A 25989-nucleotide genomic window follows, 5' to 3' on the forward strand; every position below is an offset into this window, starting at 1 on the left:
CCGACGCTCGCCTGCTTACTGGAGGAACTCTTGACGCCCGCCGGCCGCGCCCCTGTCCGGTCCTGGCTCATCTGGCTCACCGCGGTCACGGTGTACCTGCTCGCCGTTTTCCACCGCACTTCGTTCGGCGTCGCCGGGCTGAAGGCGGCCGAACGCTTCGGCGTCGGGTCCGCCGCGCTCGGCATCTTCACCGTCCTGCAGGTCGGCGTGTACGCGGCCATGCAGATCCCGACCGGCGTGCTGGTCGACCGCTACGGCCCGCGCCGCGTGCTCACCGCCGCCGTCCTGATCCTCGGCTCCGGGCAGCTGCTGCTCGGCGTCGCCGACACCTACGCACTCGGCCTGGTGGCCCGCGGCGTCCTCGGCCTCGGTGACGCGCTCACCTTCGTCAGCGTCCTGCGCCTCGTCGCGGCGCACTTCCCGGCGCACCGGTACGCACTGCTCGCGTCGTTCACCTCCTGTGTGGGCTACATCGGAAACCTCGCCGCGACCGTCCCGCTCACCCTGCTCCTCGACGGTCCAGGATGGACAGTCACCTTCCTCGCCGTCGGCGCGGTGACGGTGCTTTATGCGGTGCCGGTCGCGCTGCGCGTCCGCGACACCCCCGAAGGCGTACCGGAACGCAAGCGCGAACCCGTGCGCCCGGCGGAACTTGGCAGGCAGGTCAAACTGGCCTGGCGGACTCCCGGCACCCGGCTGGGTTTCTGGGTGCACTTCTCGACGATGTTCGCGCCGAACGTGCTGACCCTGTTGTGGGGCGTGCCTTTCCTGGTGCAGGGCGAAGGTTTGCCCGCGGCGACCGCCAGCGCGCTGCTCACCGTCTTCGTATTCGGCTCCATGGCAGGCGGCCCGCTCCTGGGCGCGGTGATCGGCCGCGCCCCAGTGCTGCGGGTGCCGCTGGTCATCGGCTACCTCGCCGGAGCGGCGATCGTGTGGGCGGTGCTGCTCGGCTGGAACGGCCACATCCCGGTAGGCGTCCTCGTCCCCGCATTCGCCTTCCTCACCCTGGGCGGCCCGGCGTCGATGATCGGCTTCGCCATCGCCCGCGACTACAACCCGCTGTCCCGCGTCGGAACCGCGACCGGAGTGGTGAACGTCGGCGGCTTCCTGGCGACCACCGTGACCGCCCTGCTGATCGGCATCCTCCTCCAGGCCACCGGCGGCAACTTCCGGATCGCGCTGCTGGTCGTCGTGGCCATGCTGGCACTGGGCGCTTCGCGAATGCTCGTGTGGTGGCGCCGGGCCCGCGCCCACGTATTCGCCGCGGAAGCCCGCGGCGAAGAGGTCCCGGTCCGCATCCGGCGGCACCGCTGGGACCGCGCCCCGGAAGAGGCCGTGGCCGCCGCCTGAGCCACCCGCGCCGATCGGTTCGACTGCCCTGGGCATGCGTCCTGGGGCGGCCGCCCGAGCCAGTCGCCCTGCTCAGGCACCGAGGTCACTCGCTGGGTGAGTCCATCTGCGGCGACCGCCCCAGGCTTCGGTTGTCCAGGGCGATCGGCCGGGACACTCGCCCTGGCCGGTCGCGCAGATCGGCAGCCTGGAGCGCTCGCCCGGTCGGTTCCCGGACCAGGTCGACTGCCCAGGGCACTTGCCCGGATCGTCCGCCCAAGCTGGTCGGCTGCCCAGGGCGCTCGCCCGAGCTGGTTGCTCGGGCACGTTGTGGCCCCAGTCGGTTCGGCTCCCAGGGCGATCGTCCGGATCATCCGCCCGAGCCGGTCGACCGCCCAGGGCGCTTGCCGGGCTCATTCGCCCGAGATGGTCGACTGCCCTGGGCGCTTGCCGGATCGTCCGCCCGAGCTGGTCGGCTGCCCAGTGCACTTGCCCGGCTCATTCGCTGGAGCCGGTCAGCTGCCCAGGGCACTTGCCCGAGCCAGTTGCTCAGGCTCGTTGTGGCCCAGTCGGTTCGACTCCCAGGGCGATCGTCCGGCTCATCCACCCGAGCCGGTTCGACCGCCCAGTGCACTTGCCCGGACCACCCGCCCGAACCGCCCCCCCGCCGACCAACCGCCCGGACCAGCCCCCGAACCCAACCCCCTCCGGTCTCCCTCCACCCCGCACCCCCGCCCAGAACCGGGCGCCAGCCATGGAATCCGGTCTAGGTAGGGTTTCCGCCGTGTCTCGCCCGAAAGAACCGCGTCGTCCCGCCCCTCCTCCCGGATTGCTCATCGTCGACAAACCGGCGGGCATGACGTCGCACGACGTGGTCGCGCGGGCGCGGCGGATCATGGGCACCCGCAAGGTCGGCCACGCCGGCACGCTCGACCCGATGGCGACCGGGGTGCTGGTGCTCGGCATCGAGCGCGCCACCAAACTGCTCGGCCACCTCGCGCTCGACCGCAAGACCTATCTCGCCACCCTGTCGCTCGGCCGGTCCACCACCACCGACGACGCCGAAGGCGAACCGCTCGGCGCCGAGGCCGCGCCGGAAACCCTGGCCGCTGTCACCGACGAGCAGATCGCCGACGGGATCGCCGCGCTGACCGGGGACATCCAGCAGGTGCCCAGCGCCGTCTCCGCGGTCAAGATCGACGGCAAGCGCGCTTACGCCCGGGTGCGCGCGGGCGAGGACGTCGTCCTCCCGCCGCGGCCGGTGACCGTGCACCGGTTCGACGTTCTCGGTCTCCGCCGCGAGGACGACCGGATCGAGCTCGACGCGATCGTCGAATGCTCGTCCGGCACCTACGTCCGCGCGCTCGCTCGCGACCTCGGCGCCGGGCTCGGCGTCGGCGGGCACCTGAAAGCCTTGCGCCGCACCACAGTCGGGCCGTTCACGCTCGCCCGCGCGCGCACACTCGACCAGCTCGAGGAAAAGCCGGAACTGTCGCTGGACCTCGACGCCGCCGTCGCCGCCGCGTTCCCTCGCCGGGATCTCGACGCCGCCACCGCCAAGGCGGTCCAGTACGGCAGGCGCATCCCGGCCGCCGGGATCACCGGCACGTACGGCCTTTTCGCGCCGGACGGCCACGTGCTCGCACTGGCCTCCGACACCGAGGGAGTGACCCGTTCGGTGGTGGTCCTCCTGCCCGCATAGGGTGGGAGGCAAAGGCACCTCGCTCGGGGAGAGTTGACAACAGTGCAGCGGTGGCGTGGGCTCGGGGACCTCCCGGGCGGCTGGGGACGGTGCGTGGTCACCATCGGCGTGTTCGACGGCGTGCACCGCGGGCACCAGGAACTGATCAAGCGCACCGTCGCGACGGCCGCCGAACGCGGCGTGCCCAGCGTGGTGCTCACCTTCGACCCGCATCCGTCCGAGGTCCTGCGGCCGGGCAGCCATCCCGCGCAGCTGACCACCCTGCGGCGCAAGGCCCAGCTCGTCGAGGGGCTCGGCGTGGACGTGTTCTGCGTGCTGCCCTTCACCCTGGAGCTGTCCCGGCTCAGCCCGCACGAGTTCGTGCACGAGGTGCTGGTCGACCGGCTGCACGCGGCCGCGGTGCTGGTCGGCGACAACTTCACCTTCGGGGCCAAGGCCGCGGGCAACGTCGCGCTGCTGCGCGAACTCGGCCGCCGCTTCGGGTTCGTCGCCTACGGCGCGGAGCTGCAGGGCCGTTCGCTCGACGACGACCGCGGTGCCAACGACATCACCTTCTCCTCGACGTACGTGCGTTCGTGCATCGACGCGGGCGACGTGGTGGCCGCGGCCGACGCGCTCGGCCGCCCGCACCGGCTGGAAGGCATCGTCGTGCGCGGCGACGGACGGGGCCACGACCTCGGCTACCCGACGGCCAACCTGTCCACCGCGCGGTTCGCCGCCGTGCCCGCGGACGGCGTGTACACGGCCTGGTTCACCCGGCTGTCCGATCCGGACCGGCGGCTGCGCGCGGCGGTGTCGGTCGGCACGAACCCGACATTCTCCGGGCGCGAGCGCACCGTCGAGGCGTTCGTGCTGGACGTCGACGAGGACTTCTACGGCCAGCACGTCGCGCTGGACTTCGTCACCCGGTTGCGGGATCAGGCGCGGTTCGGCGCGCCGGCCGATCTCGTGCGGAAGATCGACGAGGACGTGGCCCGGACCAGGGAAGCGCTCGGCTCGGACAGCTGAGCGGACCCGGTCCCGGGACGGGCCGGGCGCGGGGCGAATCGGGCGTTCCGGCCCGCGGGGGACGCCCGGAGTGGCAAGATGGGCCGGCGGCGCCGGGCCGGGGAAGCGGAGTGGGCCGGCAGCACCGGGCCGCGGGGACGACAGCGCTAGGGGAGCGGAGCTAGGTGGAGGACCACAAGATCGTCCAGCGGAACATCGCGCTGCAGCGGGAGTGGTACGGGGAGCCGCTGGGCGATCGGGTGCGCAGGCTGGTCGTGGCCTTCGACGTGTCGCAGGCGTTCCTGGCCGAGGTGCTGGGGATCAGCGCGCCGATGCTGAGCCAGGTGATGAGCGGGCGGCGGGCGAAGATCGGCAATCCGGTCGTGCTGGCCAGGATGATCATGCTCGAGCGCAAGATCCTGGTGCCCGAGGTCGCCGCGGGCGACCGCGACGCGATGCAGGCCGCGCTCGAGGACGTGCGCGATTCGCGGCCCACCGTCGGCCGCGACAACATCCCGGTCAACTCGGACGAGAAGATCGTGCTCGCGGGCATCCGGGACGTCGCCGAGGACGAGAACCTGGCCGAGGCGGCGAAGCTGCTCGACGAGGACTTCCCGGCGATCGCCGACCTGCTCCGCCGCGCGGGAGCCTCGGGCCAGTAGCCGATGCAGCTGTTCACCGCGCTGCGCCCGCCCGCCGACGTCGCGGCGGAAATCGCCGACGCGCTCGGCGACCGGGACCGGCTGCTGCGCTGGTCCGATCCGGCCGGCTGGCACATCACACTGGCCTTTTACGGCGAGGCGGACCCCGCCGGCTGCGCCGCCTTCCTCGACCGGGCACTGGACGGCCGAAAATCCGTTGACGTCCGGCTCTCCGGTTCGGGAACATTCCCGGGAGTGCTGTGGTTGGGAGTGGCGGGGGAGGACCTCGCCGATCTCGCCGCGGCCGCGACCATGGGCTCCGGCGAACAACGCCCGTACCGGCCGCACCTGACGCTGGCGCGATGCTCCCGCACGCGGCCGCCGACGGCGTGGACGGAACACCTCGCCGGTTTCCGCGGCCGGGCCTGGACCGCGGACCGGGTCGAGCTGATGGGCGGCGGCAGCCCGTACCGCACGCTGCGGTCCTGGCCGCTGCGCCGCGCGGGAGCCGGCCGCGAGCCGACGCCGCCCAGCTAGCCGCACGCGGCTGAAGCCGCAGTTCAACCGGCTGGTAACCTCGCAATCGGGTCCGGCTGCAGTCCGTGGCGGCCGTGACCGTCTCACCCGGCCGCGTGGCGCGGTGCGGGCCTCACGGCACTAGATGCACAAGGAGCACCACCAGTGGCGCTGTCCACCGATGAGAAGAAGACGATCCTCGCCGAGTACGGGCTGCACGACTCGGACACCGGATCCCCCGAGGCCCAGGTCGCGCTGCTCACCAAGCGGATCATCGGCCTCACCGAACACCTGAAGACCCACAAGCACGACCACCACTCCCGTCGCGGTCTCCTGCTGCTGGTCGGCCGTCGCCGCCGGCTGCTGAACTACACGGAAAAGGTGGACGTGGCGCGGTACCGGGACCTGATCAAGCGTCTCGGCCTGCGCCGATAGCGTGCTGACGAGGGGGAGCGGCTTCGGCCGCTCCCCCTCGCCGCAAGCACACCCCCCACACGGCGCGAGCGCGCTGGAGGAACGATCTCGCCGGTCCTCGGTAGTGGTTCCCGGGCAACGGACCCGGGGGCTTCGATCGAAGACCGGCCTCACACCTCCTCGAGCGTCCTCGGGCGAACCGGGTCCCACAGTGGGAGACTCTCGCCGTACGAAGGAACCAAAGAGGAGATTGACCATATGACCGACTCCACCGGAGTCACCGTGTTCGAGACCGAAGCCGTTCTGGACAACGGCCGGTTCGGCACCCGCACCGTCCGGTTCGAGACCGGCCGGCTCGCCAAGCAGGCCGCCGGCGCCGTCGTCGCGTACCTGGACGAAGAGACCATGCTGCTGTCGGCGACCACGGCGTCGAAGCACCCGAAGGAGCACTTCGACTTCTTCCCGCTGACCGTGGACGTCGAGGAGCGGATGTACGCCGCCGGCCGCATCCCGGGCGCGTTCTTCCGCCGCGAGGGCCGCCCGTCGACCGACGCCATCCTCACCGCCCGCCTGATCGACCGCCCGCTGCGCCCGTCCTTCGCCGACGGCCTCCGCAACGAGATCCAGGTCGTCATCACCGTCCAGAGCCTCAACCCGGACGACCCGTACGACGTGCTGGCGATCAACGCCGCGTCGGCCTCCACCCAGATCGCCGGCCTGCCGTTCTCCGGCCCGGTCGGCGGCGTGCGCGTCGCGCTGATCGAGGGCCAGTGGGTCGCGTTCCCGACCTGGCCGCAGCTCGAGAAGGCCACCTTCAACATGGTGGTCGCGGGCCGCATCGTCGGCGACGACGTCGCGATCATGATGGTCGAGGCCGAGGGCACCGAGCACACGCTCGACCTGATCGCCGACGGCGGCACCGCGCCCGACGAGACCACCGTCGCGCAGGGCCTCGAGGCCGCGAAGCCGTTCATCCGCGTGCTGTGCGAGGCGCAGCAGCGCCTGGCCGCCGACGCCGCGAAGCCGACCGGCGAGTTCCCGCTGTACCCGGCCTACCAGCCGGACATCTACGAGGCCGTCGCCGCGATCGCGTCCGACGAGCTCGCCAAGGCGCTGCAGATCGCCGGCAAGCAGGAGCGCGACGCCGCGACCGACGAGGTCAAGGCCGCCGTCCTGGAGAAGCTCGGCCTCGGCGAGGGCGAGGCCTTCGAGGGCCGCGACAAGGAGGTCGGCGGTGCGTTCAAGGCGCTGACCAAGAAGATCATGCGCACCCGCGTCCTCACCGAGAAGATCCGGATGGACGGCCGCGGCCTGACCGACATCCGCCAGCTCTCGGCCGAGGTCGCCGTGATCCCGCGGGCGCACGGTTCGGCGCTGTTCGAGCGCGGCGAGACCCAGATCCTGGGCGTCACCACGCTGAACATGCTCCGCATGGAGCAGCAGATCGACTCGCTGTCGCCGGAGACGACGAAGCGCTACCTGCACCACTACAACTTCCCGCCGTTCTCCACCGGCGAGACCGGCCGCGTCGGTTCGCCGAAGCGGCGCGAGATCGGCCACGGCATGCTCGCCGAGCGCGCCCTGGTCCCGGTGCTGCCGAAGCGGGACGAGTTCCCGTACGCGATCCGCCAGGTCTCCGAGGCGCTGGGCTCCAACGGCTCCACCTCGATGGGCTCGGTCTGCGCGTCCACCATGGGCCTGTTCAACGCCGGCGTGCCGCTGAAGGCTCCGGTCGCGGGCATCGCCATGGGCCTGGTGTCCGACGAGGTCGACGGCGAGACGCGCTACGTCGCGCTCACCGACATCCTCGGCGCCGAGGACGCGCTGGGCGACATGGACTTCAAGGTCGCCGGCACGAAGGACATCATCACCGCGCTGCAGCTGGACACCAAGCTGGACGGCATCCCGTCCGAGGTGCTCGCGGCCGCGCTGAAGCAGGCGAAGGACGCTCGCCTCACCATCCTGGAAGTCATCGCCGAGGCGATCGACGGCCCGGACGAGATGAGCCCGTACGCCCCGCGCGTCACGTCGGTGAAGATCCCGGTCGACAAGATCGGCGAGGTCATCGGGCCGAAGGGCAAGATGATCAACTCGATCACCGAGGAGACCGGCGCCGACATCTCGATCGAGGACGACGGCACGATCTACGTGGGCGCGGCCGACGGCCCGTCGGCGGAGGCGGCGATCGGCAAGATCAACGCCATCGCCAACCCGCAGCTGCCGAAGGTCGGCGAGCGCTTCCTGGGCACCGTGGTGAAGACGGCCGCGTTCGGCGCGTTCGTCTCGCTGCTGCCGGGCAAGGACGGCCTCGTGCACATCTCGAAGCTGGGCAACGGCAAGCGGATCGCGAAGGTCGAGGACGTGGTGAACGTCGGCGACAAGATCCGCGTCGAGATCGCCGACATCGACAACCGCGGCAAGATCAGCCTGATCGTCGTCAAGGAAGAAGAGGCGGCGAAGCCCGCCGAGGGCGACGCGGAGGCGGAGAAGGCCGAAGCCAAGTAAGGCTCGCGCCCCGCACAGCTTGGTCCGTGAAGGCCCCCTCTCCGGCCGGGGAGGGGGCCTTCACCGCATGTGAGCAAAGGAATCCATTGGCACGGCAGGTTTCCGGGCACGAGCAGCCCGTCGGCACCACCCGTACGCTCGAGTCCACTTCGGACGGTGCGGTCGTCAAGCGGAGCGTCCTTCCCGGCGGCCTGCGGGTGATCACCGAGCACGTCCCGGCGTCCCGGTCGGCGACGGTCGGGCTGTGGGTCGGGGTCGGTTCGCGGGACGAGCCGTCGCCGGTCGCGGGCGCGGCGCACTACCTGGAACACTTGCTGTTCAAGGGAACCGCCCACCGCGACGCCACCCAGATCGCGGAGGAGATCGACGCGGTCGGCGGCGAATTCAACGCCTTCACCGCGAAAGAGCACACCTGCTACTACGCCCAGGTCCTGGACGCGGATCTGCCGCTGGCGCTCGACCTCGTCACCGACGTGGTCTTCGAAGCGCAGTGCACCGATCGCGACATGGACATGGAACGCAGTGTCGTCCTCGAAGAGATCGCGATGCGCGACGACGACCCGGAAGACCTGCTGCACGAGGAGTTCGTCAGCGCGATCCTCGGCGACCACCCGCTGGGCCGTCCGGTGCTGGGCACGGAAAAGTCCATCACCGAGATGTCGCCGGTCGCGCTGCGCGGCTTCTACCGCCGTCGCTACACCCTGCCGCGGATGGTGCTCGCGGTCGCCGGGAACGTCGAACACGCCCAGGTGCTGCGGCTGGTCAAGCGCGCACTGAACGATCGCCTGGGCGGCACGGCGACGCCGGTCGCGCCGCGGTCCGGCCGTGCGCGGCTCAAGACGGTGCCGAAGCTGGCGCTGCACCCGGACGACACCGAACAGGCGCACGTGATGCTCGGCTTCCGGGCGCTGCCGCGGCACGACGAGCGCCGGTTCACCCTGTCGGTGCTCAACGCGGCGCTCGGCGGCGGCATGAGTTCGCGGCTGTTCCAGGAGATCCGCGAGCGTCGCGGTCTGGCGTACCAGGTGTATTCGTCGGTGGCGAGCTACGCCGACCTCGGGCACATGTCGGTGTACGCGGGCTGCCAGCCGGAGCGCCTCGGCCAGGTCGCCGGCGTGATCCGCGAGGTGCTCGATTCGGTCGCCGCGGACGGGCTGTCCGACGCCGAGGTCGCGCGCGCCAAGGGGCAGCTGCGCGGCGGGCTCGTGCTGGGCCTGGAGGACACGTCGTCGCGGATGTCCCGGATCGGCAAGAACGAGCTGAACTACGCCCGGTACCTGGGCGTGGACGACACGATCGCGCGGATCGACGCGGTCACGACGGAAGACGTGTGTGCGCTCGCTCGCACTCTGCTGCGGCGCCCCGGCGGGGTGTCGTCCGCGGCGGTGGTGGGGCCGTACGCTCACGCCGACGACCTGCCGGACGATCTGCACGAGGTGATCGCGTTATGACCGAGTCCCCGATCCGCGTCGGCGTGCTGGGCGCACGCGGCCGCATGGGCGCCACCGTGGTGAAAGCCGTGGAAGGCGCCGCGGACCAGGAACTGGTGGCCGCGCTGGACGCGGGCGACGATTTCGCCGCGCTCGAGAACGCCCAGGTGGTCGTGGACTTCACGCATCCGGACGCGGTGATGGACAACCTGCGCTGGCTGATCGCGCACGACCTGCACGCGGTCGTGGGGACTACTGGCTTCAGCGAGGAGCGGCTGGCCGAACTGCGCGGGCTGCTGGCGGACAAGCCGTCGGTGGGCGTGCTGATCGCCCCGAACTTCGCGCTGGGCGCGGTGCTGGCGATGCGGTTCGCGGCGCAGGCGGCGAAGTTCTACGCCTCGGCCGAGATCATCGAACTGCACCACAACCGCAAGGCCGACGCCCCGTCCGGCACCGCCGCGCACACCGCGCGGATGATCGCCGCCGCGCGGGCCGAGGCCGGGGTCACTCCCGGCTCGGACGCCACCACGTCCGAATTGGACGGTGCCCGCGGCGCCTCCGTCGAGGACGTCCACGTGCACTCGGTCCGGCTGCCGGGCCTGGTGGCGCACGAGGAGATCCTGTTCGGCGGCGAGGGCGAAACCCTGACCATCCGGCACGATTCGCTGGACCGGACGTCGTTCATGCCCGGCGTCCTGCTCGGCGTGCGCTCGGTGGTGTCGCGTCCCGGCCTGACGGTCGGCCTGGAGAACGTGCTCGACCTGTGAAAGCTCGCAATTTCGCGCTGCTGATGACGGCGGCGCTCGTGGTGTACCTCGTCCTGCTGGCGGACCGGGCCGTGGCGCTGCTGCAGACCGGGACGCCGGCCGGGATCGCGCTGGGCATCGGCGTGTTCCTGCTGCCGCTGCTGGGCGTGTGGATCGTCGTGGTGACGTGGCGCTCCGGCATGCAGATCCAGCGGCTGTCGCGGCGATTGGACGCCGAGGGCGGCCTGCCGGACGTGTCGGACCTGCCGCGCCGCCCGTCCGGCCGCGTGGACCGCGACGCCGCGGACGCGTGGTTCGACGAACGCCGCGCGGAAGTCGAGGCGGACCAGGAAAACTGGCGGCCCTGGTACCGGCTGGCGTACGCGTACGACATCGCGGGCGACCGGCGGCGGGCGCGGGCGACCATGCGCAAGGCGATCGAACTGGAAGCGGCGGAACGGAAGTAGCGCTGGCAACCCCACTCCTGCTGATGTTCGTGAGGGGCACCCTGAGGGAATCAGATTCCCTCTGAACTGCGCCCCGGAAGTTGGACTGGGAATCCAGTTCCAGCTGTCCGGGGAGTGGTTCGTTGCATCCACACAGTTCGTTGTCTGAGTGGCAGCGGGCGTCCGCTGTTGCGTTGTTCGAGGACGGGTATGGCGCGAAGGCCGTGGCGTCCCGGTTGGGGGTGTCGGCGGGTGCCGTGCGACGCTTGCGTGATCGTTGGAGGCTGCGGAGCGCGGGAGCGCTGATGAACAAGCCAGGCAGGCGGTCGTTCGCGTTCGAGTTCAAGCTGGAGGTCGTGCGCCGGTATGTCGGCGGCGAGGCGACCGCGGCCGAGCTGGCGCGCGAGCACGGGCTGTCCTCGCCCAAACTCGTGGAGAACTGGGCGCGGGCGTATCGGCGCGAGGGCGAGGACGCGTTGCGGCCCAAGCCGAAAGGCCGTCCGCCCGGTGTCGCGGACTCGCCGGGTCCCGGCGAGCTGGAGCGGTTGCGGGCGGAGAACCTGCGGCTGTCGGCGGAGAACGCCTACCTAAAAAAATTGCGGGCCTTGAGGGAGCAGGGGCGAGGGTGAAAACCCAGGCCGTCGCCGCCCTCAAGGCCGACTATCCGCTGCCGGTGCTGCTGGCGGTCGCGGGCCTGGCCCGGTCGACGTTCTTCTACCACCAGGCCCGGCCCGACCGGCCCGACCCGCACGCCGGGCTCAAGGCCGCGATCGCCGAGGCGTTCGAGGCCGCCCGCGGCCGCTACGGGCACCGGCGCGTCCACGCGGTCCTGGTCCGCGCCGGCTGGCGGGTGGCGAAGAAAACCGTGCGCACGCTGATGAACGCCCTCGGCCTGGTCTGCCAGGTCCGGCGGCCGCGCCGGCGCCGGACCTGGCCCGGGCAGCCCGGCACGGCCGCCGAGAACCTGCTCAACCGCGAGTTCGGCGCCGACGCCCCGGACACCAAATGGGTCACCGACGTGACCGAGTTCCGCATCGGCGACCGCAAGCTCTACCTCTCGCCCGTGATCGACCTGTTCGACCGGTCCGTGGTCGCCTACGCCTGCGGGCCGTCCCCGACGCTGGAGCTGACGAACTCCTCGCTGCGCGCCGCGATCGCGACCCTGCCCGCCGGAGCCCGCCCGCTGGTGCACTCCGACCAAGGCTTCCAATACCAGCACGCCTCCTGGCGCACCCTGCTCGCCGACGCCGGCCTGACCCAGTCGATGTCCCGGCGAGCCACCTGCCTGGACAACGCCGTCGCCGAGAACTTCTTCGGCCACCTCAAAGAAGAACTCTTCCACCACACCAAGTTCGACACCGTCGACACGTTCATCACGGCACTGCACGACTACATCGACTGGTACAACACCACCCGCATCTCCACCACGCTCCAAGGCCTGAGCCCGGCCGAATACCGAGCCCAGACCCCCGCCGCCTAACCTCTACATAACCAGTCCAACTTCCGGGGCCCAGTTCACTCAGGGTGCCCCTCACGTACGTCTAGTCGCTTACTGCAGCCAGCCGGCGAACATCGCGGGCGAAGCCGCCAGCAGGCTGAACCGCACCCACCGCCCGGCGAGGCCCGCGGCGAGGAACGTCGTCAGCCGCATCCGGACCATCCCGGCGAGCACGCTCGTCGCCATGAATGGCGGCAGCCCGACGAGCGAGCTGACCCCGTAGGTGCCGGTCATCCAGTGCGGATGGCGCTGGCAGCGTTCGCGCAGCGCCTCGATCTTGCCGCGGATCACCTTGGTGCGCAGCTGCCAGCGGACCCGTCGCGGCGTCATCGGGCGTTCGCGGTGCAGCCGGTCGTGGAGGAATTTCGGGAGCCGGATCGAGCCGCGTGCGGCCAGGTAGTACATCAGTTTCCCGGCGATCTGCCCGACCGCTACCGCGCCGCCCAGCCACAGCCAGGGCACGCCGGGCTGGCTCGCGCAGAGGCCGATGACGAAGAGCTCGGCGTTGATCAGCGGCACGATCGCCGAGCCGAAGGCGACGCCGAGGGTGATGAGCACCCATCCCATCGCGCCACCCCCTCCGTGTCCGTGCTCACTCCAAGCTATCAGCCATCACGAAAAGATCACGGGGGTTAACCCCACTCTTTCCCGGGGAGCCAACCCCAGAAGATCACCTGGCCGACCGGTCTCGGACACCTTCTGCTGCCACTCTCGAACCCGTGCCTGAGGTGCCGATCGCCGACCGTTTCGCCGGGTTGTGCGCCGCCGTCGTGCGCGTGCTGCCGTTCGGGTTGCCGCGGATCGTCGCGCCGAGTTTCCTCGGTTTCGCGGTGATCAACGGCTTCACCTTCGGTGTCGATCTTCTGCTGCTGACGCTGTTTCACGGCGGGCTGAAGTGGCCGGTGTGGCTGTCGATCAGCGTCGCGTACGTGGTCGCGTTCGGGCTGAGTTTCGTGCTGAACCGCGCGCTCAACTTCCGCTCGCACGCGCCGGTGGGCCGCCAGGCGGTGCTGTACGTGGCGGCGATCGCCGTGAACTACCTGGCGTTTTTGCTCGGGCTGGGCGCCGGATTGGCCGCGCTGGGCGTCGAATACCACCTGTCGCGGCTGATCGCCGGGGCGTGCGAGGGCGTGTTCATGTACTCGGTGATGCGCTGGGTGGTCTTCGCGAAGCGCGAAGAGCCGGTCAGTGTGTGAGTTCCAGTTCCAGGGTGCCGGTGAGCCGGACCTCGCGCAGCGTGCCGCGGCCGGTGTCGAGGGTGCGGACGGTGCCGTCGGGAGACCAGCCGGCGCGGCGGTAGAAGCCGAGCGTCGCGTGGTCGGACTGCGCGACCCAGGTGATGCCGCGGCTGAGCCCGTTCGCGCGCAGGTCGGCGGCGGCGGTCGCGAGCAGCCGCCCGGCGTGCCCGCGACGGCCCCAGCGCGGCTCGACCACCAGCGACGCGATCAGGCCGGGCGCGTCCTCGGGCGCTGACCCGTCGGCCGCGGCGGCTTCGTCCTGCGGGGCCGGGCCCGCGACGCAGTAGCCGACCGTGAACGAGCCCTCGGTGGCCAGGTAGACGCGGGAGCCGGGGTACTCGATCGTCTCCGCCCAGGTGCCTTCGAGGTCGGCCTTGTCGAGTTCGTCGATGGCTTCGTCGCCCAGCAGGCCGGCGTAGGCGGCCCGCCAGGTCAGCCGCTGGATGCGGGCGATCTCCGCGGCGTCGGACGGGTTCGCGGGACGGACTTCGGCGGCACTCACGCGGGCAATGTACCGAAACTGTCGGGGGTGGCTGGCACCATGGCGGAATCATGCAGACGATCAGCCTTTCCGCCGCCCGCCGCACCGCTCTGGCCGCGCAGGGGTTCGCCGACCCGCGGCCCGCCTCCGACCCGACCCGGCGGCACCTCGCCAAGGTGCTGTCGCGGGTCCAGTTGCTGCAGCTGGACTCGGTCAACGTCGCCGTGCGCGCGCACTACATGCCGCTGTTCTCGCGACTGGGCGCGTACGACCCGGCGCTGGTCGACGACGCCGCGTGGAGCCACCGCGCACGACAGCCGCGGCTGCTGGTCGAGTCGTGGGCGCACGAGGCGAGCCTGCTGCCGATCGAAGACTGGCCGCTGCTGCGGTCCGGCGCGAAGCGGGACGGCTGGTGGCGGAACTACACCAAGGTGGTCGACACGATGCCCGGCCTGCTCGACGACGTGCTGGCGGTCATCAAAGAGCACGGCCCGATCGGCGCCGGAGCGATCGAGAAGGAACTGGAGACCGAGGCGGTCCGGCGCGGGCCGGGGGCGTGGTGGGAACGCTCGGTGGTGAAGAAGGCGTGCGAGTACCTGTTCGGCGTCGGCCAGCTGAGCACCGGAACGCGGCGGTCCTTCGAGCGGCTGTACGACCTGACGGAGCGAGTCGTGCCGCCGGAGATCCTGTCCCGCAAGGTGTCCGCGGAGGAGGGCGCGCGCGGCCTGATCGACCGTTCGGCGCGGGCACTGGGCGTGGCGACGGAAACCGATCTGCGCGACTACTACCGCCTTGGCCCGGACGTCTCTCGGCAAGCTGTCCAGGAGCTGGTCGAGGAAGGCGTCCTGGAGCCGGTCCAGGTGGCCGATTGGCGCGCGGTCGCGTACCGGCACGCCGACGCGCGGACGCCGCGGGCAGTGTCCGGGCGGGCTTTGCTGTGCCCGTTCGACCCGCTGATCTGGGAACGCGCGCGGACGGAGCGGTTGTTCGGATTCCGGTACCGCATCGAGATTTACGTGCCGGAACCGAAGCGGGAGTACGGGTATTACGTATTCCCGTTCCTGCTGGACGGCGCGCTGTCCGCACGAGTGGACCTGAAATCCGACCGGGCGGCCGGGGTGCTGCGAGTGCAGGGCGCGTTCGCCGAACCCGGCGCCGACCAGCCGCGAGTGGCAGCGGAACTGGCCGGAGAACTGCGGACGATGGCGGAATGGCAAGGCCTCGACGGCGTGGCGGTGGGGGAGCGGGGTGACCTGGCCCGGGCATTGCGACGAGCGGTGAAGTAAGCGGGGCGGCTCGTGCGTGGTGGTGCCGGTTCTTACCGGAATCGCCGCTCACGACGGCCGCGGAAGTTATTGCCGCGGCGGGTGGGATTGGCGGGTGCGGAAGTGTTCGCCGTGACCGCTGTGCTTGGCATGCAGAGGTCCCGGCGGTTGTGGTGTGGCGCGCGGAGGTTCTCGGCGTCTCTGGCGTGGCATGCGTAGGTTCGCGGTGGCTGTGGCGTGCTGGAGTTCCCGGTGGCGGTGGCGTGGCGCGTGGACGTTTCTGGCTGCCGTGGTGTGGCGTGCGGAAGTCTCCGGCTGCTGGGGCGTGCAGAAGTTCCCAGCGGCGGTGGTGCGGCGCGCGGACGTTTCCGGCGGTGGTCGTGCGGCGAGCGGACGTTTCCGGCGGCTGCGGCGTGGCGTGGCGTGGCGTGCGGACGTTTCCGGCAGCCGTCAGGTGCGGGGCAGCGCGTTCGGCTGGGCGGGAAGCGAGCGGGCAGTTGCGGGGAAGAGCCCTCGGCGCGGGCGGAGAACTCGCAGGCCGGGCCAGCGCCGAGCTTGTGCCCGGCTGAATGAAATCCGCAGGCCGCGCGCGAGGAAACCTCGGATCGCCCGTCCCGAACCCATTGCGGCACCCCGCACTCAGCCCATCACCGCCAGAAGCACCTTGCCCCGCCAGGAAAACCCCGTGCAGCACGAAGCGGCGGGCCGCCCGGGATGCCTCCGGTGCGGCCCGCCGCCTCCCCCTTGCATCCGTCTGCTCGGCGCACTCGGGGTAGTGGAGTGTGCAGGCCAAAGCAGACGGGATGTCAGCCCGCCGCGCGGGTCACCACTGCGTTGCCGGTTCCGGTGCGGGCGCGGACTTTCAGCGCGACCGCGCCCTCCGGCGGCGTTTCCGAGACGTCCAATTCGCTCGAAACCCGCCCGGCCGCCGACGCCAGTTCCACTTCCGCTCGCACTCCGCTCCGGATGCCGACTCGCACCTCTCCCGAGCCGGTGATCAGTTCGAGCGAGCCGGACGCCGCGTCGGCCACCGAGAGGTCGCCGCTTCCGGTGCGGGCCATGACGTCGCCCTCGACCGCGCCCAGCCAGACGTTTCCGGTGCCGGTTCCGAGCGTCGCCGGTCCGGCGATCGACGCCGCTTCGACGGAGCCGCTTCCGCTGCGCAGCTGCAGTCCGGCCAGGGTCGGGCCGAGTTTCACGGCTCCCGTTCCGGTCCGGATGGTGGCCGCGCCGTCCGCGCGTTCCAGCGACACTTCGCCGGATCCGGTGAGGATGTCCGCGCGGCCCGCGGCTCCGGTCACCGTGACGTCCGCCGATCCCGCGCGCACTTCGAGGTGCGACCCGGCCGGCGCGTGCACCGTCACCGCTACCGGGACGTTCCGCAGCTGCCACGCCTTCGCGGCCCGCACGACGACCCGGTTGCCGGTCTTCTCGATCCGCGCCTGGCGCACCGCGTCGGCGACCGAGAACTCCGGCACGCCGCCGAACTGGTCGCCGAACTTCTCGCCGACCCACGACAGCAGGCTGCTGACCCCGTTCACCCACGACGGCTGATCGCCCGCGTCGTGCTGCAACCGCACCGTCACCCCGGACTCCCGCCCGAGCACGACCTCGACCCGCCCGATCGTGACGCCCAGGTCCAGTTCGACCGGACCGTCCGCCTCGAAGTCCTGCAGCCGCACGTACGGACCCGGTTCCGCGCTGTCGGAACCCGCCGAAGCGTCGTCCGCGGAACTGTCCGAAGTGGACGCAGCTTCGCCTGTCGGAGCAGCAGATTCGCTGGCGGCCTCCGAAGCGCCGTCGCCCGCCGAGCTGTCCGGAGCGGATGCAGCTTCGCCCGCCGGAGTGGACGCCGCTTCGCCCGCCGGAGCGGCAGATTCGGCGGATGTCGTCGAAGCAGCGTCGGCGCTGGCCGCTTCCTCCGTCCCGAAGCCAGGTTCCCCAACCCGGTCTTCGGCGTTCTTCCCCTGGTCTTCCCGGTTTTCGCCCATGGTGGTGCCCCCTTCTAGCCTTCGACCCAGCCGTGCAGCTTGGTCTCGGTGCGGCCCCCGCCGCTGCTGCTGTCGTGCCAGCGCTGGTGCCGTTGCTGGTGCTGCTGCGCCTGGCCGAGCGCCCCCTGCACGGCCTGCGCCACGAACGTGTTCAGCGAAACCCCCTGCGCGGCCGCCGCCTGTTCGGCCTGGCCCTTGATCTGCTCGACCAGCCGCAGCGTGATCCGCGAGATGTCGCCGCCGTCGATCGGAGGGGCGGGTGGTGGTGGCGGCGGCGGGGGAGGCGCGGACGAAGAACGGTCCTCGCCGCCGGTCACGACCACGCGCACGTCCCGGCCGTCGAGCCGGACGTCCACGACCTGGCCGGGCAGCGCGGCGGTCACCTCGGCCGCCAGGTCGGCCAGCGCGTTCATCAGCGTCAGCCGGACTGCCGGCTCCAGAGCAGACGACAGCAGTGCGGCCGCCCGCCGGGTCTGCTCGTCCCCGGCGGAGGCCGTGTTCGCGAGGTCTTCGCGAAGGTTCGCGATATACGGCGTCAAGTCCATGACACCACTATGGCGTCACCAATGACGTCACGTCAAGGCGCGGTGATGTCACCCGTGCCGCCGGGTTAGGCTGGCGGAGCCGACATGAGGGGAGCGAGACCGGTGCCGCCCAAGGTGCAGCTGATCGCGAAAACCGAGTTCTTCCCGCCCGAGGACGTGCCCTGGTCCACCGACGCCGACGGAGGCGAAGCGCTCGCCGAGTTCGCCGGGCGCGCCTGCTACCAGTCCTGGGAGAAGCCGAACCCCGCGACCGCGACCAACGCCGGATACCTCGAGCACGTCATCGACGTCGGCCACCTGGCCGTGCTGGAGCACGGCTCGGTCACCTTCTACCTGTCCGGGATCTCCCGCTCGCTCACCCACGAGCTGATCCGGCACCGGCATTTCTCCTACTCCCAGCTCTCCCGGCGCTACGTTCCCGAGCGCGACGCCGAGTTCGTCGAGCCGGACGTCATCGCCGAAGACCCGGTGCTGCACGAGAAATTCGTCAAGGCCACGCAGGCCAGCGCGGCCGCGTACGACGAGCTGCTCGCCGGGCTGGAGGAGAAGTTCGCGGACACGCCCAGCGCCACCCTGCGCCGCAAGCAAGCGCGCCAGGCGGCCCGCGCCGTGTTGCCGAACGCGACCGAAACCCGCATCGTCGTCACCGGAAACTACCGAGCCTGGCGGCATTTCATCGCGATGCGCGCCACCGAGCACGCGGACGTCGAGATCCGTTCGCTGGCCATCGAATGCCTGCGGCAGCTGCACAAGGCGGCGGCCAACGTGTTCGCCGACTTCACGATTTCGACCCTGCCCGACGGCACCGAGATCGCCTCGAGCCCGAAAGTGCTGGAAGGCTGACAACGCACTGATGAAACACCTGACGATCGACCTCCGCCCCGGCCCCTACTCGGTCGTGCGGCTGCCCGCCGACGCCGCCGTTCCCGCCGAACTGCTCGAACCCGGCGAGCCCGCGCTCGTGTCGGTCACCCGCACGCCCGACGAACTGTCGGTGATCTGCCCGACCGGCCGTGAACCCGAGGGCGGCACCGTCGAGGACGGCTGGCGGCTGTTCACCGTGCGCGGGCCGCTGGAATTCACCCTCACCGGCATCATCTCCGCGCTCGCCTCGGAGCTGGCGGCGGCGGGCGTCGCGCTGTTCTCGCTGTCCACCTTCGACACCGATCACATCCTCGTGCGCTCGGACGACCTCGACCGAGCCGTGGCGGCGTTCCGCGACGCCGGGCACGAAGTGCTCCTCCCTGCCTGACGAAAGTCCGTGAAGGGCTCCTTGCCGGAATCAGATTCCCTCAAGGAGTCCTTCACGGACCGTCCCGCCGCGCCCGACGTGATGCCGACGTCTGCGAGGGCGGGCGCGGCGTGGCGCAGCACACCCTTGCCCCGCAAAGTTCGGCATGCCTAAACTTCGAGTTGGGGCGACCGATACCAGGGAGTGGCGCACATGGCGGTGGCGGAAGCGGCACGTCCGCGCGGCGTGGCCCGGCTGCGCGCCGGCTGGGCGCTGCTCGGACCGGCGTTCGTCGCCGCGATCGCCTACGTCGACCCGGGCAACGTGGCGGCCAACGTCAGCGCCGGGGCGCGCTACGGCTACCTGCTGGTGTGGGTGATCGTCGCGGCGAACCTGATGGCCGTGCTGGTGCAGTACCTGTCGGCGAAGCTCGGTCTCGTCACCGGCCGGTCGCTGCCCGAGGCACTGCGCGACCGGCTGTCCGGCCGGGCGCGGCTCGCGTACTGGGCGCAGGCGGAGATCGTCGCGATCGCCACCGACCTGGCCGAGGTCGTCGGCGGCGCGATCGCGCTCAACCTCCTCTTCGGGCTCCCGCTGGTCGCGGGCGGGCTCATCACCGGGCTCGTGTCGCTGGTGCTGCTCGCGGTGCAGGACCGCGGCGGACAGCGCCCGTTCGAACGCGTCGTGACCGGCCTGCTGGTGGTGATCGCGGTCGGTTTCCTGGCGAGCCTGTTCGTCGAATCGCCGTCGGCCGCCGGGATCGCGAACGGCCTGATCCCTCGTTTCAGCGGCGGCGACAGCGTGCTGATCGCGGCCGCGATGCTCGGCGCGACGGTGATGCCGCACGCGGTGTACCTCCACTCCGGACTGGTCCGCGACCGGCACGGCAAACCCGAACCCGAACGGCGCAGGCGGCTGCTGCGGGCGACCCGCTACGACGTCGGATTCGCGATGCTGCTCGCCGGCGCGGTGAACCTCGGCATGCTGCTCGTGGCCGCGACGAATCTCCAAGGCCAGCAAGGCGTCGACACCATCGAAGGCGCACACGGCGCGGTCGCCGCCGCGCTCGGGCCAGGGGTCGCGCTGCTGTTCGCGATCGGGCTGCTCGCGTCCGGGCTGGCGTCGACCTCGGTCGGCGCGTACGCGGGCGCGATGATCATGCAAGGCTTGCTGCGCAAGAGGATTCCGATCGTGGTGCGGCGGCTCGTCACGCTCACTCCGGCGATCGTCGTGCTGGCGCTGGGCGCCGATCCGAGTGCCGCGCTGGTGGTTTCGCAGGTGGTGCTGTCGTTCGGCATCCCGTTCGCGCTCGTGCCGCTGATCCGGCTCACCGCCGACCGCGGACTCATGGGCACGGACGTCAACCGCCGGACCACCACGGTGCTCGCCGCCGTCATCGCGGCGGTGATCATCCTGCTCAACGTCGTGCTGATCGTGCTCACCTTCACCGGCTGACGCTGTCCTAACCGGACGGAACCGGCAAGGCTGCCGGACGGTCGGACTAGCATCTGCGCGAAGCCGACCGAGGAGCCCGACCCCGTGACCGACGAACAGACCCGCCCGCACGACCCGAACCGCACGGCCCCCGCCGGCCGCGTGGTGGCCGGCCGCTACCTGCTGCTCGGCGAACTGGGCCGCGGCGGCATGGGCATCGTGTGGCGCGCGCAGGACCAGGTGATCGGGCGGCAGGTCGCGATCAAAGAGCTGCGGCTGCCCGAAGCTGAAGGCGCCGCGGTGTTCTCGGAGCGGATCCTGCGCGAAGTGCGCGCGGGCGGGCGGCTCAACGACCCGGCCGTCGTCACGGTCTACGACGTGGTCACCGACCAGGGCACCACCTGGATCGTGATGGAACTGGTCGAGGCGCCCACGCTCGCCGACCTGGTGCGCACGCACGGCCCGATGCCCGAGCAGCAGGCCGCGGTGATCGGGGAGCGGGTGCTGTCGGCGCTGCAGGCCGCGCACGCCGCCGGGATCGTGCACCGCGACGTCAAGCCGGCCAACATCATGGTCGCGCCGGACGGCCGGGTGAAGCTCACCGACTTCGGCATCGCGCACGCCATCGACGACCCGCGGCTCACCACGAGCGGGATGATCGTCGGCTCGCCCGCGTTCATGGCCCCGGAGCGGGTCGAGGGCCGCGAAGCGATGCCGGAATCGGACCTGTGGTCGCTCGGCGCGACGCTGTACTTCGCGGTCGAGGGGATCGTCGCGTTCGAACGGCCCACCACCGCCGCCACGCTGCACGCGATCATGACCGAGGTGCCGTACCTGACCCGCGTGCAGGGTCCGCTCGGCGCGGTCATCCTCGGCCTGCTGGTGGCGAACCCGGAAGCCCGGCTCACCGCGGCGCAGGCGCGGGCGCAGCTCGCCCACGCCACCGGTCCGCAGCAGCGTCCGGCCACCGCGGTGATGCCGCAGCAGGAGACCCGCGTCGGCGGGCAGCCGACCCGGCTGGCGGCGAAGCCGGACGGCAAGAGCAGGCGCGGCCTGTGGGCGGGCGCGATCGCGGTGCTGGTGATCGCGGCCCTGGTCGGCGGGTTCTTCCTCGGCAAGCCGGTGTGGTCGCCGAAGAAGGACGAGCAGCAGGCCGAGACGGTCACCTACGGTCCCGACGGCTACCTCAAAGCCAAGTTCTCCTCGTACGAGATCTGCTACAACGCGGTCGTCCAGCCGGGCGTGGTGATCAGCTCGGACAACAACGTCGACTGCAAGAAGAACCACACGCTCGAGGTTTACGACGCGGCCGACCCGCTGCCGCTGGAGAACTGGAGCAACGACGACGCGACGGTCGCCCCGTATCCCGGCCTGGAGGACATCAGCCGGGCCGCCGAGGCCCGCTGCGCGGCGACGTTCCACTCCTCGGTGGTGCCGCCGCAGCAGCGCGCCGGGCTGTCGTACCGGGCGATCGTGCCGACCCAGCAGGGATGGCAGGTCCAGCCGGACAGCGACAGCAGCAGCGGCCCGAACCGCAAGATCTACTGCGTCCTCTCGCGGGCCAACAACGACCAGATCCCGGCGCAGATCACCGCCAAGGTCAAGTAGCCGCGCGAGAAGTTCCGCCGGGAGCGGCGCGGCGGCGGAAATTCTCCGAAGTTGCCGGTGGCACACCAGGTCGAGGCCGGGTTCGGCGCTCCGACGAGGTACCGTCGTGGCCATGTCCACCTCACCTGCCGCCGCGCCCGGACGTCCGTTCGGCCGCGTGCTCACCGCGATGGCGACCCCCTTCGACCGAGCCGGGGCGCTGGACGTGAAGCGGGCCCAGGAACTGGCCGAGTACCTCGTGGACCTCGGCAACGACGGCCTCGTCGTCAACGGCACCACCGGCGAGGGCCCGACCACCTCCGACGAGGAGAAGGCCGCCCTGGTCCGCGCCGTCGTCGAGGCGGTCGGCGACCGCGCGACCGTCGTCGCGGGGGCGGGCACCAACAACACCGCGCACAGCATCGAGCAGGCGCAAGCCGCCGCCGAGGCGGGCGCGCACGGCCTGCTCGTCGTCACGCCCTACTACTCGCGGCCGAGCCAGGCCGGGCTGTACGCGCACTTCACGACGGTCGCCGATTCGACCGAGCTGCCGGTCATGCTCTACGACATCCCGCCGCGCTCGATCGTGCCGATCGAGGTCGACACGCTGCAGCGGCTGGCCGAGCACCCGCGGATCGTCGCGGTCAAGGACGCCAAAGGCGACCTGATCGCCGGCTCCGAGGTCATCGCGAACACCCACCTCGCCTACTACTCCGGCGACGACGGGCTGAACCTGCCGTGGCTGTCGGTCGGCGCGGTCGGCGTGGTCAGCGTGATCGGGCACGTCGTGGCGGGCCGGATCCGCGCGATGATCGAGGCCTACGAGGCGGGCGACACGTCCACCGCGCGCACGAACCACCGCGCGATGCTGCCGGTGCTGCGGGCGATGTCGCGGGTCGGCGGCGTGGCGTTCAGCAAGGCTTCGCTGCGGCTGCGCGGGTTCGACATCGGCGACCCGCGGCTGCCGATCGTGGCCCCGTTCGACGACCAGTTCGAGCAGATCGCGGCCGATCTCGCCCAGGGCGGCGTGCCGCTGGAGGACAGCGCGGCCTCGGACTGGCATGGTGCACGGGTGGCACAAGCAGATTCGCAGGCGGCCTACACCGCCCCCACCTCGCACACCAGCGTTGGGACAATGCCCCGGTGACCTCACTTCCCGCCGGACCCGGCCCGACGCACCTCCCGCCCGCCCTTCCCGAGGGAGCCCTGCGCGTCGTCGCGCTCGGCGGCATCGGCGAGGTCGGGCGCAACATGACCGTCTTCGAATACGACGGCAGGCTCCTGATCGTCGACTGCGGCGTCCTCTTCCCCGAGGACGACCAGCCGGGCGTCGACCTGATCCTGCCGGACTTCCGCGCGATCGAGGACCGGCTCGACGACATCGACGGCCTCGTGCTCACCCACGGGCACGAGGACCACATCGGTGCCGTCCCGTTCCTGCTCCGGCTGCGCCCGGACGTCCCGATCTACGGTTCGCGCTTCACCAACGCGCTGCTCGCGGCCAAGGCCAAGGAGCACCGCCAGCGGCCGAAGCTGATCGAGGTGCGCGAGGGGGAGAAGCGCAAGGTCGGCGCGTTCGACCTCGAGTTCTTCGCGGTGAACCACTCGATCCCGGACGCGCTCGCGGTCGCCATCCGCACGCCGGCCGGCGTCGTGCTGCACACCGGCGACATCAAGCTCGACCAATTGCCGCTCGACGGCAGGCTCACCGACCTCGCGGGCTTCTCGCGGCTCGGCGACGAGGGCGTGGACCTGTTCTGCGTGGACTCGACCAACGCCGAGGTGCCCGGGTTCGTCATGCCCGAGCGCGACATCGGCCCGGTGCTCGACGACGTCGTCCGGCGCGTGGACCAGCGCGTCATCGTCGCCTGCTTCGCGAGCCACGTGCACCGCGTGCAGCAGGTGCTGGACGCCGCCGTCCGGCACGGCCGCCGGGTGGCGTTCGTGGGCCGGTCGATGGTCCGGAACATGGGCATCGCGGCCGAACTGGGCCTGCTGAACGTGCCGGAAGGCCTGCTCGTGGACCTGGACCAGGCGAGCAACCTGCCCGAGAGCAAGGTGCTGTTCGTGTCGACCGGTTCGCAGGGCGAGCCGCTGTCGGCGCTGTCGCGGATGGCCCGCGGCGAGCACCGGCAGATCTCGATCCGCGCGGGCGACACCGTCGTGCTGGCCAGCTCGATGATCCCGGGCAACGAGACCGCGGTGTTCGGCGTCGTGAACGGCTTGACCCGGCTCGGCGCGAACGTCGTGCACCAGGGCAACGCGAAGGTGCACGTGTCCGGCCACGCGTCCGCGGGCGAACTGCTGTACCTGTACAACGCGGTCCGGCCGAGCAACGTGATGCCGGTGCACGGCGAGTGGAAACACTTGCGCGCCAACGGAGAGCTCGCGATCCGCACCGGCGTCGCGCCGGACAACGTGGTGATCGCCGAGGACGGCGTGGTCGTGGACCTGGTCGACGGCAAGGCCTCGCGCACCGGCCGGGTCGAGGTCGGGCACGTGTACGTGGACGGGCTGTCCGTCGGCGACGTCGGCGAGTCGACCCTGTCCGACCGGCTGGTGCTCGGCGAGGGCGGGTTCATCGCGATCACCGTGGTGATCGACTCGAACACCGGCCGCGCGGTCAGCAGCCCGACGATCTCCGGCCGCGGCTTCTCCGACGACCCGAAGGCCCTGCACGCCGTCGTGCCGCTCGTGGAGATGGAGCTGGCGCGGACGGAGGCCGAGGGCATCACCGACACCCACCGCATCGCGCAGGCGGTGCGCCGGGTCGTCGGCCGGTGGGTCGCCGACACCTACCGCAGGCGGCCGATGATCGTGCCGACGGTCATCCCGGTCTGATTCAGCGCCGCGCGCCCGCCAGCAGCAACGCCATCACGACGATCGCTGCCTGGCGGGCGAGCGCGTTGCGGGCTCTGCGCTGTTCGGCCCGGCTCGGTCGGTGGTCCATGAGATCCCCCAGGTGTCTCGTGCGGCTCGCTCCAGTGTGGCGGGCCCGCGGATAGGACACATCCCGCTCGAGGTTGGTTCCCGTCTCCGTCCGGAGAGGGAGTCAGGCGACCTCAGCGGTCTGTCGTTGGACCAGGTAGGCGCCGCCGAGCAGCAGCGCGGCGCCGACCGCTTGCGGCCAGGCGAGGGCTTCGCCGAGCAGCGCCCACGCGAACGCCGCCGCCGCGACGGGTTCGAGCAGCCCGACCACGCTCGCCACCGAGGCGGGCAGGTGGCGCAGCGCGGAGATCCCCGCGACGTACGGGATCGCCGTCGACAGGATCACCAGGCCGAGCAGCAGCAGCCACAGCGGCGGGGCCCACGCTCCGAAGGGGACGGTCTGGCCCGCCATCCCCAGCGGCAGCGTCCACGGCGGCGCGGCGACGCTCACGAGCACCCCGCCGATCACCATGCCCCAGGTGACCAGCCCGAGCGGTTTGCGGTCGGCAACCGCGCGTTCGCCGAGCAGGAAGTACCCGGCCGAACAGAGCGCCGCGCCGAGGCCGGCCAGCAGCCCGATCGCGTCGAGCCGCAGCCCCTGCCAGACCTGCGCGACCAGCGCCAGCCCGACCATCGCGACCGCCATCCCGAACCACAGCATGCGCGGCAGCCGTTTCTTGCGCACCACGCGCACCCACAACGCGATCAGCACCGGCGACAGGAACTCCAGCAGGATCGCGATGCCGACCGGGATCCGTTGCGCGGCAATGAAATACAGCAGCTGCGTACCGGCCACGCCGAGCGCCCCGTACGCCAGGAGCATCGGCCATTCCCCGCGCCGGACGCGCAACGTGTGCGGCGCGAAGAGCGCGGTGCCGATCAGCAGCAGGACTCCCGCCGTCCCGATTCGCAGCACCGCCACCTGTTCCGGCGTCATGCCCGCGCCCATGACCGGTTTCGCGAGCGTCCCGGAGGTGCTGAAGAAGACCGCGGCGAGCAGGACGAGCGACAGCCCGCGGCCGCGGTGGATCACCCGGGGTTGTTCCAGGACGGGGAGTTCGGTGGTCACGCGCGC

At 71.2% G+C, this 25989-nt stretch carries 25 protein-coding genes and 1 pseudogene; 21 read left to right on the top strand and 5 right to left on the bottom strand.

The annotated features are described in order from the left end of the window. Nucleotides 1-30: 30 nt before the first annotated feature. From DMP23_RS10560 to DMP23_RS10615, 13 genes and pseudogenes are all read left to right on the top strand, one after another. Nucleotides 31-1350: an MFS transporter gene (locus DMP23_RS10560; RefSeq protein WP_134670175.1), complete on the top strand. Its 1320-nt coding sequence runs from the start codon at nucleotides 31-33 to the stop codon at nucleotides 1348-1350. Between the two features lie 733 nt (nucleotides 1351-2083). Further along, entirely contained in the window at nucleotides 2084-3031 is a 948-nt protein-coding gene (truB, locus tag DMP23_RS10565) for a tRNA pseudouridine(55) synthase TruB (protein WP_443111256.1), read from the top strand. 42 nt (nucleotides 3032-3073) lie between these two features. Continuing rightward, nucleotides 3074-4039, top strand: a complete 966-nt coding sequence (locus DMP23_RS10570; RefSeq protein ID WP_078870440.1) for a bifunctional riboflavin kinase/FAD synthetase — start codon at nucleotides 3074-3076, stop codon at nucleotides 4037-4039. A gap of 164 nt (nucleotides 4040-4203) precedes the next feature. Further along, nucleotides 4204-4680, top strand: a complete 477-nt coding sequence (locus DMP23_RS10575) for a helix-turn-helix domain-containing protein (RefSeq protein ID WP_043827020.1) — start codon at nucleotides 4204-4206, stop codon at nucleotides 4678-4680. Between the two features lie 3 nt (nucleotides 4681-4683). Further along, nucleotides 4684-5196: an RNA 2',3'-cyclic phosphodiesterase gene (gene thpR / locus DMP23_RS10580; protein WP_337820933.1), complete on the top strand. Its 513-nt coding sequence runs from the start codon at nucleotides 4684-4686 to the stop codon at nucleotides 5194-5196. Nucleotides 5197-5340: 144 nt separating this feature from the next. Then, nucleotides 5341-5610 carry a 30S ribosomal protein S15 gene (rpsO, locus tag DMP23_RS10585; RefSeq protein ID WP_037812514.1) on the top strand — a complete coding sequence of 90 codons (270 nt, stop codon included), beginning with the start codon at nucleotides 5341-5343 and terminating at the stop codon, nucleotides 5608-5610. A gap of 237 nt (nucleotides 5611-5847) precedes the next feature. After that, nucleotides 5848-8094 carry a polyribonucleotide nucleotidyltransferase gene (locus tag DMP23_RS10590; protein WP_037812512.1) on the top strand — a complete coding sequence of 749 codons (2247 nt, stop codon included), beginning with the start codon at nucleotides 5848-5850 and terminating at the stop codon, nucleotides 8092-8094. Nucleotides 8095-8180: 86 nt separating this feature from the next. After that, nucleotides 8181-9545 carry a M16 family metallopeptidase gene (locus DMP23_RS10595; protein ID WP_275294329.1) on the top strand — a complete coding sequence of 455 codons (1365 nt, stop codon included), beginning with the start codon at nucleotides 8181-8183 and terminating at the stop codon, nucleotides 9543-9545. Next, nucleotides 9542-10291: a 4-hydroxy-tetrahydrodipicolinate reductase gene (gene dapB / locus DMP23_RS10600; protein WP_037812509.1), complete on the top strand. Its 750-nt coding sequence runs from the start codon at nucleotides 9542-9544 to the stop codon at nucleotides 10289-10291. The genes DMP23_RS10595 and dapB overlap by 4 nt, the downstream gene beginning before the upstream one ends. After that, entirely contained in the window at nucleotides 10288-10737 is a 450-nt protein-coding gene (locus DMP23_RS10605; RefSeq protein ID WP_167756728.1) for a tetratricopeptide repeat protein, read from the top strand. Before dapB ends, DMP23_RS10605 begins: the two co-directional genes overlap by 4 nt. Before the next feature lie 140 nt (nucleotides 10738-10877). Continuing rightward, nucleotides 10878-10988: pseudogene (locus DMP23_RS48015) on the top strand (helix-turn-helix domain-containing protein); the annotation flags it as partial. 33 nt (nucleotides 10989-11021) lie between these two features. Then, nucleotides 11022-11345 (top strand): helix-turn-helix domain-containing protein, encoded by a 324-nt coding sequence (locus DMP23_RS10610; protein ID WP_240691576.1) that lies wholly within the window; start codon nucleotides 11022-11024, stop codon nucleotides 11343-11345. Beyond that, complete coding sequence (locus tag DMP23_RS10615; RefSeq protein ID WP_337819872.1) at nucleotides 11342-12196, top strand: IS3 family transposase; 855 nt, start codon at nucleotides 11342-11344, stop codon at nucleotides 12194-12196. Before DMP23_RS10610 ends, DMP23_RS10615 begins: the two co-directional genes overlap by 4 nt. Before the next feature lie 69 nt (nucleotides 12197-12265). Here the strand turns inward: DMP23_RS10615 and DMP23_RS10620 are convergent, their stop codons facing one another. Further along, nucleotides 12266-12781, bottom strand: coding sequence for a membrane protein (locus DMP23_RS10620; RefSeq protein ID WP_037812507.1), 516 nt, complete (start codon nucleotides 12779-12781; stop codon nucleotides 12266-12268). 152 nt (nucleotides 12782-12933) lie between these two features. Between DMP23_RS10620 and DMP23_RS10625 the strand changes: the two genes are divergently transcribed. Next, the gene (locus DMP23_RS10625) at nucleotides 12934-13410 is read left to right on the top strand and encodes a GtrA family protein (RefSeq protein WP_078870439.1); all 477 of its coding nucleotides are present in this window, start codon (nucleotides 12934-12936) and stop codon (nucleotides 13408-13410) included. Here the strand turns inward: DMP23_RS10625 and DMP23_RS10630 are convergent. Next, nucleotides 13400-13954, bottom strand: a complete 555-nt coding sequence (locus DMP23_RS10630; protein WP_043827028.1) for a GNAT family N-acetyltransferase — start codon at nucleotides 13952-13954, stop codon at nucleotides 13400-13402. The two genes, DMP23_RS10625 and DMP23_RS10630, sit on opposite strands and share 11 nt — an antisense overlap. A gap of 50 nt (nucleotides 13955-14004) precedes the next feature. Here DMP23_RS10630 and DMP23_RS10635 point away from each other — a divergent pair, with 50 nt between their 5' ends. Next, nucleotides 14005-15219, top strand: coding sequence for a winged helix-turn-helix domain-containing protein (locus tag DMP23_RS10635; protein ID WP_336161103.1), 1215 nt, complete (start codon nucleotides 14005-14007; stop codon nucleotides 15217-15219). A gap of 785 nt (nucleotides 15220-16004) precedes the next feature. Here DMP23_RS10635 and DMP23_RS10640 read toward each other — a convergent pair. Both DMP23_RS10640 and DMP23_RS10645 read right to left on the bottom strand, forming a co-directional pair. Beyond that, complete coding sequence (locus tag DMP23_RS10640) at nucleotides 16005-16880, bottom strand: DUF4097 family beta strand repeat-containing protein (RefSeq protein ID WP_051728925.1); 876 nt, start codon at nucleotides 16878-16880, stop codon at nucleotides 16005-16007. A 323-nt stretch (nucleotides 16881-17203) separates the two neighbouring features. Continuing rightward, nucleotides 17204-17734, bottom strand: a complete 531-nt coding sequence (locus tag DMP23_RS10645; protein WP_134669123.1) for a toxin-antitoxin system HicB family antitoxin — start codon at nucleotides 17732-17734, stop codon at nucleotides 17204-17206. Nucleotides 17735-17818: 84 nt separating this feature from the next. Here DMP23_RS10645 and thyX point away from each other — a divergent pair, with 84 nt between their 5' ends. The 6 genes from thyX to DMP23_RS10675 all read left to right on the top strand — a co-directional run bounded on the left by thyX (nucleotide 17819) and on the right by DMP23_RS10675 (nucleotide 24827). Then, entirely contained in the window at nucleotides 17819-18577 is a 759-nt protein-coding gene (thyX, locus tag DMP23_RS10650) for an FAD-dependent thymidylate synthase (RefSeq protein ID WP_037812497.1), read from the top strand. 10 nt (nucleotides 18578-18587) lie between these two features. Continuing rightward, nucleotides 18588-18986 carry an ACT domain-containing protein gene (locus DMP23_RS10655; protein WP_134728550.1) on the top strand — a complete coding sequence of 133 codons (399 nt, stop codon included), beginning with the start codon at nucleotides 18588-18590 and terminating at the stop codon, nucleotides 18984-18986. A 192-nt stretch (nucleotides 18987-19178) separates the two neighbouring features. Beyond that, nucleotides 19179-20420, top strand: coding sequence for an Nramp family divalent metal transporter (locus DMP23_RS10660; RefSeq protein ID WP_337820934.1), 1242 nt, complete (start codon nucleotides 19179-19181; stop codon nucleotides 20418-20420). An 84-nt stretch (nucleotides 20421-20504) separates the two neighbouring features. Then, a complete protein-coding gene (locus DMP23_RS10665) occupies nucleotides 20505-22007 on the top strand; it encodes a serine/threonine-protein kinase (protein WP_337820935.1) in 1503 nt (500 codons plus the stop codon). A 112-nt stretch (nucleotides 22008-22119) separates the two neighbouring features. Continuing rightward, nucleotides 22120-23133, top strand: a complete 1014-nt coding sequence (dapA, locus tag DMP23_RS10670) for a 4-hydroxy-tetrahydrodipicolinate synthase (RefSeq protein ID WP_337820936.1) — start codon at nucleotides 22120-22122, stop codon at nucleotides 23131-23133. 104 nt (nucleotides 23134-23237) lie between these two features. Beyond that, on the top strand, nucleotides 23238-24827 hold the full coding sequence (locus tag DMP23_RS10675; protein ID WP_235146553.1) for a ribonuclease J: 1590 nt from the start codon (nucleotides 23238-23240) through the stop codon (nucleotides 24825-24827). 211 nt (nucleotides 24828-25038) lie between these two features. Here the strand turns inward: DMP23_RS10675 and DMP23_RS10680 are convergent, their stop codons facing one another. Next, nucleotides 25039-25983 carry an EamA family transporter gene (locus tag DMP23_RS10680; RefSeq protein WP_337820937.1) on the bottom strand — a complete coding sequence of 315 codons (945 nt, stop codon included), beginning with the start codon at nucleotides 25981-25983 and terminating at the stop codon, nucleotides 25039-25041. Between the last annotated feature and the right edge of the window lie 6 nt (nucleotides 25984-25989).

The sequence above is a fragment of the Amycolatopsis sp. A1MSW2902 genome, from assembly GCF_017312175.1.
GTDB lineage: Bacteria > Actinomycetota > Actinomycetes > Mycobacteriales > Pseudonocardiaceae > Amycolatopsis > Amycolatopsis nivea.